A 12,921-nucleotide genomic window follows, 5' to 3' on the forward strand; every position below is an offset into this window, starting at 1 on the left:
CGGCGGGGCAACCCGTCGTTCTCTTTTGGCGCGCGCGGGCGCCTATTGCAGCATGCCGTCCTTCTGGCAGCAGCTACGCACACGATCGGCGACGTCTTCCCAGGCCGGCGCGGCCGGACTGCGCATCCTCTCCCACGTGGCCGCCAGCGCCGGTTCGATCTCGTCCCAATCGCCGTGCGCGCATTCCTCGTGCGCGACCCTCAGCACGGCGTTCAGCAGGATATGGTCCACGTGCGGGATCTGATACGCGTTCATGGCGTGTCCCCTCGACTGGGATCACATCACTACGCCTTTCACCCGGCGGGTGCAACGACGCGGCGGGCGTCGTGGCTGAATGCGTCAGGATCGGCCCGATCGGGCAAGGATCCACGGCCGGCACACCACGCCAGCCCCAACCATCGGCCTACGACCGCGGGCTTGCGATTGGATAGGCTGCCCGGACTTTTCACGGGGAACCTGCATGAAACGCTCACCGCTCACCCTCGGCGTGGCGCTTGCCGTCGCGCTAACCGCCGTCCCGCTGGTCCGGGCCGCCGATCTGGATACCAAGCCCCAGCTGGGCGCCTTCGGCGTGGACCTGACTTCACGCGATACGTCGGTGAAGCCGGGCAACGATTTCAACCGGTACGTCAACGGCCATTGGCTCGATACCTACCAGCTGAAGGACTATGAGACCTCCTACGGCTCCTTCAACGAGCTGCGCGACCGCTCCGAGGAGCAGGTGCACGCGATCATCGAGGAACTGCAGCAGCGCAAGGACCTCGCCGCCGGCAGCGAAGCGCAGAAGGTGCGCGACTACTACGCCAGCTACATGGACCGCGCCGCGCGCGATGCCGCCGGCATCAAGCCGCTGAAGCCGGTGCTCGACCGCATCGCGAAGATCAAGTCGAAGGACGCGCTGATCGCCGCCTTCGGCAACACCGACCTGGACGGCACCAGCGCCCCGGTGGGGTTGGGCGTCAGCCTCGATCGCAAGGATCCCGACCACTACCTCGTCGGCCTTGGCGTCGGCGGCCTCGGCCTGCCGGACCGCGACTACTACCTCAACCAGGAGGCCCGCTTCGCCGGCATCCGCGCCCAGTACGTCGAACACATCGCACGCATGCTCGGCTTCGCCGGGGTGAAGGACGCCAAGCCGCGCGCCGAAGCCATCCTCGCGCTCGAAACCGAGCTGGCCAAGCCCATGTGGGAGCGCGCCCAGCTGCGCAACCGCGACAAGACCTACAACGTGGTGACGTTCGCCGAACTGCAGAAGCAATACCCCGGCTTCGACTGGGCGGCGCTGGTGAAGGCGCAGGGCATGCCCGCCCTGGACCGCGTCAACGTCGTCACCCCGAGCGCGGTGCAGCCGGTGCTCGACGTGATCGCCAAGACGCCGCTGTCGGTGTGGCGCGATTACCTGGCGTTCCACGCCGTCCGCAACAACGCGCCGCTCCTGAGCCGCGAAATCGACGAAGCGGCGTTCGCGTTCAACGGCACCGTGCTGAACGGACAGAAGGCGCAACGCGACGACTGGAAGCGCGGCGTCGCCATGGTCGGCGGCATGGATGGGCTCGGCGATGCGCTCGGCAAGCTCTACGTCGAACGCCACTTCTCGCCCGAAGCCAAGGCCGCGATGCAGCAGCTGGTCGAGAACCTGCGCAAGGCGCTGCGCGCCAACATCGAGAAGATCCAGTGGATGGGTGATGCGACCAAGGCCGAGGCCTACCGCAAGCTCGCGTCGTTCCGTCCCAAGGTCGGCTATCCGGACAAGTGGCGCGACTACTCCAGCGTCGTCATCGTCCCCGGCGACCTGATGGCCAACGTGATGCAGATGCGCCGCTACGGCCGCAACGACGAGAACCGCCGCATCGGCACCAGGACCGACCGCGACGAGTGGGGCATGACGCCGCAGACGGTCAATGCGTACTACAACTCGACCTTCAACGAGATCGTGTTCCCGGCGGCCATCCTGCAGGCGCCGTTCTTCGACCTCAACGCGGATCCGGCGGTGAACTACGGCGGCATCGGCGCGGTGATCGGGCACGAAATGGGCCACGGCTTCGACGACCAGGGCAGCAAGTCGGACTTCGCCGGCATCCAGCGCAACTGGTGGACGGATGCGGATCGCAGCGGCTTCGAGGCGAAGACCAAGGCGCTGGGCGCCCAATACGACGGCTTCTGCCCGCTGGAAGGCACCTGCGTCAACGGTTCGCTGACGATGGGCGAGAACATCGGCGACCTGGGCGGCATCTCGATGGCGTACACCGCCTACCAGCTGAGCCTGGGCGGCAAGCCGGCGCCGGTGATCGACGGCCTGACGGGCGACCAGCGCTTCTTCCTGTCCTGGGGCCAGATCTGGAAGGGCAAGTACCGCGACGAGGCGCTGGTCAACCTGATCAAGACCAACCCGCACTCGCCGTCGCAGTACCGCGCCAATGGGCCGCTGCGCAACTTCGATCCCTGGTACACGGCGTTCGACGTCAAGCCCGGCGACGCGATGTACCTGCCGCCGGAGCAGCGCGTGCGGATCTGGTAAGCCGCAACCCGCTACACGACAAGGCCCGCATCACGCGGGCCTTGTTGTTTTCAGGCGCTGCGCAACTTGGGACGGCTCAATCGCGGTCCGGCGCGCCCAGCGGGAAATAGTGCCGGTACGGCCGCGCCTCATCCACGGCGCGCTTGAACGAGGGGCGTGCGAGCAGGCGTTCGCGATAGCCGCGCACGTGCACGTACCGCGGATCGATCGGGTGCGTCCAGTCGGCATAGAACAGGAACGGCGCGGCCGCGCAGTCGGCGAGGGTGAATGCCGCTCCCGCGGCCCATTCGCGCGTCGCCATGCGTGGCTCCAGCCAGGCGTAGGCGGTTTCGAGCATCGCCCGGGCTTCCTCGACGCCATGGGGATCGCGCCTCGCCTCCGGGCGCAGCCGGTCCGCCACGAACTTCTGCTGTGGCGTGGAGACATAGTTGTCGAAGAAGCGGTCGAGCATGCGCGCTTCCAGTGCCGCATCCGCATCGTCGGGGATCAGCCTGACTGGGCCGGGATGGTGCACCTGGAGGTACTCGATCACGCAGCTCGCCTCGATCACGGTGCGGTCGCCGTCGACGAGCACCGGGAACCGGCGCATCGGCCACAGCGCGGCCAGCTCGGCCATGGCCGCCCCGTCGTCGAGATTGCGGTACTCGAATTCAATGGCGTTCTCGTACAGCGCGACCAGAACCTTCTGGCTGTAGGACGAGAACGGGTGGGCGTACAGGCGGGGACGGGTCGAGGGCATGGGGAGGTCAGGCGATGGGCTTGCTGGGACGACGAACGAAAAGGCGGCCGATCGACACCGATCGGCCGCCCTGGCGATCGCAGCGATGAAGACGCGTGGTCCCGGTTACTTCTTCAACGCCTTGACCGCGTCCAGGGTCTCCTGCACGTGCCTGTTCGGGTTCAGGTCGGAGTACACGTGCGCGATCGTTCCGTTGCGCGCGATGACGTAGGACGTGCGACTGGACCACTCCGGCTTCTTGTCGAGGATCGCGTCGTACTGCCTGGCGATCTTCGCGCCCGGATCGGCGGCGACCGGGAACTTGCCGCCGCAGTGTTCGGTTTCCTTCGAGAAGTCGGCAAGCTCGGCGACGTTGCCGGCGGTGACACCGATCACCGTCGCGCCGCTGGCCTTGAACCGGTCGATGGCCTGGGAGAACTGGCGGGCCTCGATGTTGCAGCCGGGCGTGTGCGCGGCCGGGAAGAAGTAGACGACGACGGGACCCTTCTTAAGGGCATCGGCGAGCTTGAAGGTGAATGGCTTGCCGGCGAGGTAGGCCGGCGCGCTGAAATCGGGCGCCTTGGCCCCGGTCTTCAGCGCGGCGAGCGACGGTGCGGCGAATGCGGCGGCGACGATGGCGCCGAGAACGGCAAACTTGATCGATTTCATGGGCGGCTCCGGGGTGACGGGTGCCTTATACGCCAAAAGCGTGCAGCGCACGACGTCGGATGCTCGGGCCGCCAGGGCGATGAACCGCATTCAAGTTCATCCATGCGCCCGCGGTCGAATGGACGCGGCTGGAGGACCAGGCGCGCCGCGGGCGCGAGTTCGGGGTGCGCGGTAGCATCGCGCAAGCATCCCACTGGTGCAGGCCATGACCACTTCGCAACCGCGTCGCGGGCGGCGCATGCTGAAGGCCACCCTTGGAATCGTCGCGATCCTGGCGATCGTGGCGGTCGTCGCGTTCAAGGCCAGCCCCTGGCCATCGGCGCTGGCGATCCGCTGGGTCTTCGAACGTGGCGGGGCCGCCACCAATGCTGCGCTGGCCGCGCACGTGCCGCCTGGCATCCGCACCGATACGGCAATCCGCTACGACCCGGCGCGACCGGACGCGCTGATGGACATCCATCGTCCCGCTGGCCGCGATGGTCGCCCGTTGCCGGTGATCGTGTGGATCCACGGCGGCGGCTTCGTCGCTGGTCATCGCGGGGAGGTCGCCAACTACGCGCGCATCCTGGCGGGGGACGGATACGCGGTCGCGGCGATCGACTATTCGCTGGCGCCGGGTGCGCGTTACCCCGAACCGGTGCGGGAAGTGAACCGGGCGCTGGCGTTCCTGTCCGCCAACGCGCAGACGCTCGGCCTGGATGGCAGCCGCTTCATTCTCGGTGGCGACTCCGCCGGCGCGCAGCTGGCCGCGCAGACGGCAGCGCTGATCTCCTCGCCGGACTACGCCGCAAGGAGTGGCCTGCATCCGGGCATCACGCGGGCGCAGCTGCGTGGCGTCGTGCTGTTCTGCGGGCCGCACGATGGCCGGCTGATGGCGGCGCGCGCATCGTCGTCGTGGTTCCTGAAGACCGTGATGTGGTCCTACCTGGGTTCACCGCAGCTACCACGGGCCACGCTGCAATCCTTCGCGGTCGTGCCGAACGTCACGCCGGATTTTCCGCCGGCCTTCATCAGCGCTGGCAATGGCGATCCACTGGCGCCGCAGTCGCTCGCGCTGGCGGACGCCCTGCGACGCGAGGGCGTGCGGGTTGACGCGCTGTTCTACCCGCCATCGCACGCGCCGGCCCTGGGACACGAATACCAGTTCGACCTGTCCCTGCCGGAGTCGCGCACCGCGCTCGCGCGTACGCGCGCCTTCCTGGCCAGCGTGCCACGCTCTTACTGCCCCGGCAGCGGCAGGCACTCCATCACTTCCACGCCGTCGCCCGGAAAAATCGAGAAGTGCGGGTGGTCGACGAACAGCGACGCGGCCTCTTCGTGGGATTCGGCCTGCACGATCGTGTAGGCCGCCATGTTGTTCCGCACGTCGGCGATGCCCTTGGCGGTGACCCGCTTGGTCCTGCCCAGTGGCGTGCCGTTGTCGACGATGGCATCCGCGTGAGTGGTCGCCCATCGTTGCCAGGCGTCCACGCCGGCCTGCTCCTTCGCGGCGCGCTGCGCGGGGTCCAGGTCCTTCCACTCGGCGAGGGAGGATTCCGAGCCGGTATAGACGGCTACGAACTTCTTCATCGTGGATTTCCTTGCTGGCAGGCGAGTTCCGGATTGGAGCAGGAAGGTGGTACAGCCCGCGTCGTCGCGAGTATGTGCAGCAGCTGCGAAGGCTCGTGCGGGTGGCTTGAGGCCCGGCTCGATGGTCCGTTTCCCGAACTGGAAACGGGCCCGCCGCAAGGCCGGCTTGACGGGAACGACCCCGTCAGGCCTCCGCGTCGCCCCGACTCTCTTATCGGTTTACCGCCGGTCCGTTCACGCCCGCATATCCGTTTGCGCAGCCGGTGGAGCAGGTAGTGGCCAGCATGTTGTAGACGATGCGGCCGGCATTGCTCTTGGAGCGGAAATGGCCGACGCCGCTGCTGGTGTCGCCGCCGCCGGCGTTGTACGGGCTGCCGTCCGCCCAGTCCCAGTCGTAGCCGTACGCGCTGCTGCCGAAGCCGATGTCCACCTGCGCCTTGACGTTGGCCGCCGCGTTGAACAGCGCGCCGCTGCTGCAACCGGTCGAGTAGCTGGTGGTGAAGCAGTGCACCTGGTCGTACAGGCCGGCGGTGACGGTGTAGAAGGAGATGGTGCTGAAGAGCGCGGGCATCGCGCGCAGGCTGTTGGAGCCGCTACCGGTCCAGCGGTTGTAGCCGTAATACACCACGCCGCTGCTGGGATACAGGCCGAAGGTGTAGTAGTCGTACGGGTAGACGTAGGCTTCCGCGTTGCACGTCGGCGCATACGGCGACTGGTAGCCCGTGTACAGGCAGGTCTGCAACCCGCGCAGGCCGCCGCCGATGTTGACGAAGCGGCGCACGCTGCCCTGGTAGCCGTAGTACTTCAGCGTCGCCAGCGCCATCGACGAACCCAGCGAGTGCGCGACGATGTCCACCTGGCTGCGGCCGGTGTAGGCCTTCACCCTGTCGATGAAGGTCTTGAGAATCTGGTACTTCGCGGGCTCGTGGTAGTTGAACTGCGGGGTGGCGCGCTCGTCGGCGTCGAGGTAGGTGATGCCGAACAGTTCGCAGTCGTTGTACCCGCGTGCCTTGAGTTCGTCGTACATCGAGTTCGCCGGCGTCGTGTAACCACTCACCACGCCGGGCGGCATGTCGAAGCTGATGGCGCTGTCGCCATTGCCGGGAATGAACACTACCGGCGTGCGCGTGGCGGTGCAGTTGCCGCCGCCAAAGCCGCCGTTGCCCACGCCGGGAGCGAACCCGCCCGCGTATTGCGCGGCCGCGCCTTGGCAGGTGTAACCGTTGTTGCCGCCGCAATCGAGCGCCTGCGCGCTCGCCGGCACCAGCAGCGCCACGGTCCCCAGGGCGGGAAGCAGGATGGCCAGGAGCAGGCCCGAAAGGCCGGCAGACAGTGGAACGGCAGCGCACTTCAGCGTGTTGCGGAACATAAGCCCTCCCCAGGGTGCAGTTCGACGACGACGAAAAGCCGATCGCGGCGGATGCTGGGTGCGCCTGTCGCACCTGGGTATTGCACCAAAGGCCAATACAGGCACGTCGCCGACGAGCGGTCGCGCGGGGTCACGAACGTGAAAGCGCCGGCTCACGGATTTGGTCCGGAAGGCTCACTGCTCGTTTACGCGACGGTTGCGAGCTTGCGCGCGTGGCAAACGACGCCGCACACGAATAGGAACACCCATGGATACGCGCAAACTTTCCCTGCTCGCCGTGGCGCTGGCCGCCGCGGCATTCACTGGCGGATGCAGCCGGACGGAGCGCACCGCCGATACCGCTTATGGCACCGAACCGGCCCAGCCGACGCCCAGCGAGCCTGCGACGGCGCCAGCACCCGCCGGCAATGCCGCGGGCACCAACACCGCGGCGACCGACACCACCGGCGCGCAACCGGCGACCACGCCGCCGGCGCCCACCACGACCGCGCCGCCTGCGCCGATGACCACGGCCGACGCCACGACACCGTTCGACGACCTGGACAAGAACAAGGACGGCGGCCTGTCCCGCGACGAGTTGCCTGCCACCAGTCCGCTCCTGCAGGACTTCTCCACGGCCGACAAGGATGGCAACGGCATGCTGTCGCAATCCGAGATCGACCAGCAGCGCGGCACCATGCCGCCGGGCGGTTGATCTCCGCGAGCACTACCGCAAAGGCCCGCCAGCGATGGCGGGCCTTTTGCCTGGAGCGCACTGACGAAGCGATGGCCTGCTGCCTGCCGGCGGCCGCGTTAACTACGGCGTGATCCCGCCTGCCTTCCTGCCAATCGCGTCGCCCGGTGCTGCGCTGCGTGCCTACGCCGATCATGAGCTCGGCATCGCCGCGGCGTGGCTGGAAGCGCAAGGCGGCCGCGCGCACGCAGGAGTCCACGAGGCGCGCAAATCCATCCGTCGCGCACGCGCGGCCGTGGCGTTGGGCCGGGGAGCGCTGGGCGCCGGCGCGCGCCTGGTGGATCGCGAGTTGCGCCGGCTCAACCGTGGCCTGTCCGCACTGCGTGATGCGCATGCGCTGGTGGAAGTGCTGGAGCGGCTTGCGATGCGCTCGCACGGCGAGGCAGACCGGCGAATGCTGCGGCGCGCCCGGCGCGCTGCGCGCGTCGAGGCGGGCAAGGTGAGGGGACGTTGCGCGGGTGACCTGGCAGCCGCGGGAGAGACGCTCGCCGTACTCCGCGCCGCGTTGCGCAGCCTGCCGTGGGAAGCGGTCACGCGCCCGGATTGCGAACGCGCGCTGGCGCGCGCCCGATCGCGTGCGGACGCGGCCGGGCAGCGCGCATGCAAGTCCGACAGCGACGCGTGCTGGCATCGCTGGCGCCGCCGCGTCCGCCGCCTGGTGCACGAAGGTCGCGCCTGCAGCATGTCCGGACTGGCCATGCCGCACGACCTCCGCTTCGAGCACTGCCTGGCCGTACAACTGGGCATTGCCGGAGAACTGGACCTGTTGCGACGGTGCTGCGGCCGCGACTCCTGCTTCAGCATGCCCGACCGGCCGTTGCTGCGCAGGTTCGCCAGGAAGGTGCTGGCACGGCAACGGCGGCGCATAGTCTCGGTGGTGGCGCTGCGCCGCGGGCGCGGGGCACGCCGTTCCGATCCACTCCCGCACTGAGAACGACATGAGCCAGGACCGCTTCGATACCGACGAATTCGCGCGTTGCCTCGAACGCGCGCGCGCGCACGCCACCGCCTACCTGGGCGAATTGCCGGAGCGCCATGTCGGCGCGCGGCTCGGACGCGATGCCCTGATGGCGCGCCTGGGCGTGCCACTTCCCGTACGTGGCGAGGACGGCTGCGCCGTGCTCGACCTGCTGGCGGCGCAGGCGGCGCAGGGGACCTCGGCCTGCGCGTCGCCCCGCTATTTCGGCTTCGTGATCGGCGGCTCGTATCCGGTGGCGCTGGCCGCGGACTGGATGGTGTCGGCATGGGACCAGAACGCGGGCATCCATGTGATCTCGCCGCTGGCGGCGGCGACCGAAGAGGTGGCCGCGCAGTGGCTGCTGGAGCTGTTCGACCTGCCGCGCGAATCCGGCGTCGGTTTCGTCACCGGCTGCCAGATGGCGAACTTCACCTGCCTCGCCGCCGCGCGCCATGGCGTGTTGCGCCGGGCGGGCTGGGACGTCGAAGCGGACGGCCTGTATGGCGCGCCGCGCGTCCACGTGGTCACGTCGGCCGAATCGCACATCACCATCGACGTGGCGATGCGCTACCTGGGCTTCGGCACGCGTTCGCTGCTGCGCGTCGAGTCCGATGCGCAGGGGCGCATGCTGCCCGGGCGGCTGCGCGAGACCTTGGCGCGGCTGGAAGGCCCGGTGATCGTTTGCGCGCAGGCCGGCAACGTCAATACCGGCGCATTCGATCCCATGCGCGAGATCGCCGGGATCGTGCACGCACGCGGCGGCTGGTTGCACGTCGACGGCGCCTTCGGCCTGTGGGCACGTGCCAGCGAGTCGCTACGCGCGGTCGCCGATGGCATCGACCTGGCCGATTCGTGGGCCACCGACGCGCACAAGTGGCTCAACGTGCCCTACGACTGCGGCGTCGCCATCGTGCGCAGCGCCGAGGACCACCGCACCGCGATGACGTCCGTGGCGGCGTACCTGATCCAGACCGGCGGACTCGAACGCGATGCCGTCGACTGGGTGCCCGAGTTCTCGCGCCGTGCCCGCGGCGTACCCGTGTACGCGACCCTGCGCACGCTCGGTCGCGAAGGCGTCGCCGCGCTGGTGCAGCGCTGCTGCTCGCATGCGCGGCAGATGGCCGCGGTGCTGGCCCTGGAGGAGGGCGTACGAGTCCTCAACGACGTGGTGCTGAATCAGGTCCTGGTGCGCTTTGGCGACAACGACGACCTGACCCGGGCCGTCGTGGCTGGCGTGCAGGACGAGGGCACGTGCTGGCTCAGCGGCACGACCTGGCACGGCCTGGGGGCGATGCGCATCTCGGTGTCGAACTGGGCTACCACCGAGGCGGATGCCGCGCGCAGCGCGGACGCCATCCTGCGCGTCTATCGCACGTTGCGCGGGCGCCGCTAGCAGCACGGCACGGCCGCAGGCCCGGTCGTCCGGGCGCGGGCAGATTTCTTTCGTCGCGCTGTCGATTGGCGACGCCCCCGTTCGTCGCCATGGGTGAGAGCGGGCCAACCGGCCCGTCCCAATCCACCACAAGGAGCACCCTCATGCGCTTTCTTTCCATGGTCCGCGTCAACGAGAACAGCGGCCGGCAGCCCAGCGAGCAACTGATGGCGGACATGGGCCGCCTGATCGAGGAAATGACCAGGGCCGGCGTGCTGCTCGATACCGCCGGGCTGCGTCCGACGTCCGAAAGCGTCCGGGTCAAGCTGCGCAACGGCAAGACCAGCGTCGTCGACGGCCCGTTCGCCGAAAGCAAGGAAGTGGTCGGCGGCTACGCCATCCTCAAGGCCGATTCGCTGGAAGAGGCGATCGAGCTGACCCGGCGTTTCCTGCACGTGCACGGAACCGAGTGGGACCTGGAATGCGAGGTCCGCCAGCTCGAGGAACCCGATTTCGAGAACCTGCGCTGCGCCACCGCGTGATGCTCCACCGATCCAGGAGCCGCCATGCAGTTCTTTCCCTACCTCGATTTCGACGGCGACTGCCGCGATGCATTCGACTTCTACGCCCGCGTCTTCGACGGCCAGGTCACCAGGCGCATGACACGGCGAATCGCCCATGGCCGCGGGCATGCCGCCCGAGACCCACGGGCGGATCATGCATTCGCAGCTGGAGAGCCAGGGCGCGGTGCTGATGGGCGCCGATGGGCCGCCGCGCAGTGCGTCCAACCGCGGCTCGTGAACATCGCGCTGGATAAGGCCGGCCGAGGCCGAGCGCATTTACGCCGCACCGGGCGAGGGCGGCAGCGTGCAGATGCCGCTGCAAGAGCGTTCTGGGCGCAACGCTTCGGCCTGCTGACCGACCGCTACGGCAAGGGCTGGATGGTCAACTGCCTCAAGCCCGCGGCGTGAGCCGCAGCGGCGCTACCGGGACCGGCCGGGGTGGGCTGCTAGGCTGCCCACCTCCCGGTTCCGTTGCTGGCCATGACACCCAATCCCGCCTACCTGCAGGCCATCCGCGACAGCGTGCGCACCGCGCCATATCCGCACCTGATCGGCATGACCATCGACGCGCTGGAATTCGACAGCTGCCGCATCGGACTTGAGCTCGGCGAACGCCACCTGCAGCCCTTCGGGATCGTGCACGGCGGCGTGTTGGCGACGCTGATCGACACGGCCACGTTCTGGGCGGGGTTCCTGCGCCTGCCCGAAGACGCGGGGCTGGTGAACGTCGACCTCAAGCTCAACTACCTCAAGGCGGTGACGAGTGGCCGCCTGCGCGCCGAGGGCCGCTGCCTGCGCGCGGGCAAGCAGCTGAGCTACACCGAGGCCAGCGTGCTCGATGCCGCCGGCGAACTGGTCGCGCACGGGACGTCGACCCTGATGGCGCTGCCGGGAAAAGGCCTGCGGCTGGGCGTGCCGAAATTCCTCCCGGACGCGCCCGGCATCGTCCCCTGAATACGGGAATTGACGCCTTGCCGAGACGAACGTAGCAAACCGGGCCGTGCGTTCATGCTTCACGCGGCGATCATCCCTAGACTCGCCGGCAAGCAGGGGTCCGCAACGGACATCGAATGCGCCCGGGCGATCGAAATCGCCTCCCGCGCATGGCCTCCTGCGACCGGTTTTTGCCCCGCCAGTTCGCTACGGAAATTCCTGTGTTGCGCCTTGATCTCCTTCTCGTCCTTGTTCTTGCCGGCGTGTGCGGTGCTGTTACCGCGGCTGCGACCGGACACTTCGAACCGCTGCCCCTGTTTGCCGGCGTCATTGTTGCCGGGGTCGTGCGCAGCCTGCGCGTCGCGCGCCAGCGCGGCTGATCCCGCTGTACCCACTCAATTCGAGGTGCGCTTCAGTTCCTTCAACTGGGCGCGATACGCGGCGCGCACCGCGCCGTCGCTGAGCGCCTGCGCACGCATCAGCGCGCGCGTGGCGCGCCTGGTGTCGCCGGCCTTGAGATAAGCGCCGGCCAGCGCCGAATACATCCGGTGCTCGCCCGGATGCAGTCGTATCGCCCGTTGGTAACGCGCTATCGCCTGCGCGTAATCGCCACGTGCTTCCGCATCGATCGCCAGCATGAACTGGTGCAGTGGATCGCGGTTCTGCACCTTGTACAGCCGCGCCCGGTAAGCACTTTCGCTCCTCGCGTCGCCGACCCGATGGCTCAGGCTGATCATGTTGAACAGTGCGCTGTCCTCGTCTGGGTCGATCTCCAGTGCCTTCTGGTAAGCGTGTCTGGCGCCCTCGGTGTCGCCAAGGTGCACGTGCAGCACCCCGGCGTTGCTCCATAGCGGCGCGTAAGTGGAATCCTGCGCCAGCGCGGCATCCATCAGCTCGAGCCCCGCGACCGGATCGCCGTGCGCGAGCCGGTCCATGGACAGGTTGTTGAAGTAGTGCGCGAGCAACCGTCGTTCGCTGATGACGGTCGGTTGATCCATGCTGATCAGCGTGTCGCCCGAAGCGTCGACCGTAAGGTGCCGGTTGTTCACGTGCACGCGGGCGTTGACGTGGCTGTTGCGGTAGATCGTGGTCTCGTCCCGACGCCAGGCGAGGGTGTCCTGGATCTCCTGGGGCTGCGCCTCCAGCCCGGCTTCGCGCGCGATCGCGAGGAACAGGAGGGTCAGGGACAGGCAATTGGCGCGGCGTTTCGCGTACGTCTGCGCGACCGAATAAGTCGCCGACTCCTCGTACACGATGCCGAGCGCGTCCTCGTCGAGCATGAAATGCAACAGCTGCTCCAGCCGCTGCTGCTGGGTCGCGGGCCTGGAGAGAACGTCCGCATGCAGGCGCTGCCGCATCTCCGGCGGCATGGCCATGATTTCCGATGGAGCCGTTTCGGGGACCACGGCGCCCGTCCCGCTGCCCGGATTCGCGAACGCAAGCGTTGCCGCGAGAAACAGGGCGTACATGGCGGACCTTCCTCCTGCGCAAAGGGCGGGCAAGTCGGCTCGCAGGCAGT

14 protein-coding genes are annotated in these 12,921 nt (G+C 68.2%); 8 read left to right on the forward strand and 6 right to left on the reverse strand.

The window, feature by feature from the left end; translation table 11 throughout:
- Positions 1-42: 42 nt before the first annotated feature.
- On the reverse strand, positions 43-255 hold the full coding sequence (locus BP05_RS02455; protein ID WP_496360081.1) for a hypothetical protein: 213 nt from the start codon (positions 253-255) through the stop codon (positions 43-45).
- A gap of 205 nt (positions 256-460) precedes the next feature.
- On the opposite strand from BP05_RS02455, the gene BP05_RS02460 reads away from it, so the two are divergent.
- Positions 461-2,518 carry a M13 family metallopeptidase gene (locus BP05_RS02460; protein ID WP_496360083.1) on the forward strand — a complete coding sequence of 686 codons (2,058 nt, stop codon included), beginning with the start codon at positions 461-463 and terminating at the stop codon, positions 2,516-2,518.
- A gap of 76 nt (positions 2,519-2,594) precedes the next feature.
- Here BP05_RS02460 and BP05_RS02465 read toward each other — a convergent pair whose 3' ends face one another.
- Both BP05_RS02465 and BP05_RS02470 read right to left on the reverse strand, forming a co-directional pair.
- On the reverse strand, positions 2,595-3,257 hold the full coding sequence (locus BP05_RS02465; RefSeq protein ID WP_496360085.1) for a glutathione S-transferase family protein: 663 nt from the start codon (positions 3,255-3,257) through the stop codon (positions 2,595-2,597).
- 105 nt (positions 3,258-3,362) lie between these two features.
- Positions 3,363-3,905 (reverse strand): peroxiredoxin, encoded by a 543-nt coding sequence (locus tag BP05_RS02470; protein WP_496360087.1) that lies wholly within the window; start codon positions 3,903-3,905, stop codon positions 3,363-3,365.
- 205 nt (positions 3,906-4,110) lie between these two features.
- Here BP05_RS02470 and BP05_RS02475 point away from each other — a divergent pair, with 205 nt between their 5' ends.
- A complete protein-coding gene (locus tag BP05_RS02475; RefSeq protein WP_496360089.1) occupies positions 4,111-5,250 on the forward strand; it encodes an alpha/beta hydrolase in 1,140 nt (379 codons plus the stop codon).
- 435 nt (positions 5,251-5,685) lie between these two features.
- On the opposite strand, the gene phaZ7 is transcribed toward BP05_RS02475, so the two are convergent.
- Positions 5,686-6,843 carry an extracellular native short-chain-length polyhydroxyalkanoate depolymerase PhaZ7 gene (phaZ7, locus tag BP05_RS02480; RefSeq protein WP_496360091.1) on the reverse strand — a complete coding sequence of 386 codons (1,158 nt, stop codon included), beginning with the start codon at positions 6,841-6,843 and terminating at the stop codon, positions 5,686-5,688.
- Positions 6,844-7,090: 247 nt separating this feature from the next.
- Here phaZ7 and BP05_RS02485 point away from each other — a divergent pair, with 247 nt between their 5' ends.
- From BP05_RS02485 to BP05_RS02510, 6 genes are all read left to right on the forward strand, one after another.
- Positions 7,091-7,537, forward strand: coding sequence for an EF-hand domain-containing protein (locus tag BP05_RS02485; protein ID WP_496360093.1), 447 nt, complete (start codon positions 7,091-7,093; stop codon positions 7,535-7,537).
- A 109-nt stretch (positions 7,538-7,646) separates the two neighbouring features.
- Complete coding sequence (locus BP05_RS02490) at positions 7,647-8,507, forward strand: CHAD domain-containing protein (RefSeq protein ID WP_496360095.1); 861 nt, start codon at positions 7,647-7,649, stop codon at positions 8,505-8,507.
- A gap of 7 nt (positions 8,508-8,514) precedes the next feature.
- A complete protein-coding gene (locus tag BP05_RS02495; RefSeq protein ID WP_496360097.1) occupies positions 8,515-9,927 on the forward strand; it encodes a pyridoxal phosphate-dependent decarboxylase family protein in 1,413 nt (470 codons plus the stop codon).
- Positions 9,928-10,070: 143 nt separating this feature from the next.
- A complete protein-coding gene (locus tag BP05_RS02500; RefSeq protein ID WP_496360099.1) occupies positions 10,071-10,448 on the forward strand; it encodes a YciI family protein in 378 nt (125 codons plus the stop codon).
- Positions 10,449-10,472: 24 nt separating this feature from the next.
- Entirely contained in the window at positions 10,473-10,877 is a 405-nt protein-coding gene (locus BP05_RS02505; RefSeq protein WP_496360101.1) for a hypothetical protein, read from the forward strand.
- A gap of 72 nt (positions 10,878-10,949) precedes the next feature.
- Positions 10,950-11,423 (forward strand): PaaI family thioesterase, encoded by a 474-nt coding sequence (locus BP05_RS02510; RefSeq protein WP_496360102.1) that lies wholly within the window; start codon positions 10,950-10,952, stop codon positions 11,421-11,423.
- Positions 11,424-11,482: 59 nt separating this feature from the next.
- Here the strand turns inward: BP05_RS02510 and BP05_RS02515 are convergent, their stop codons facing one another.
- Both BP05_RS02515 and BP05_RS02520 read right to left on the reverse strand, forming a co-directional pair.
- A complete protein-coding gene (locus tag BP05_RS02515; RefSeq protein ID WP_496360104.1) occupies positions 11,483-11,797 on the reverse strand; it encodes a hypothetical protein in 315 nt (104 codons plus the stop codon).
- Positions 11,798-12,871, reverse strand: coding sequence for a tetratricopeptide repeat protein (locus BP05_RS02520; protein ID WP_496360106.1), 1,074 nt, complete (start codon positions 12,869-12,871; stop codon positions 11,798-11,800).
- Positions 12,872-12,921 lie beyond the last annotated feature (50 nt).

Source organism: Lysobacter oryzae DSM 21044 (assembly GCF_059568595.1).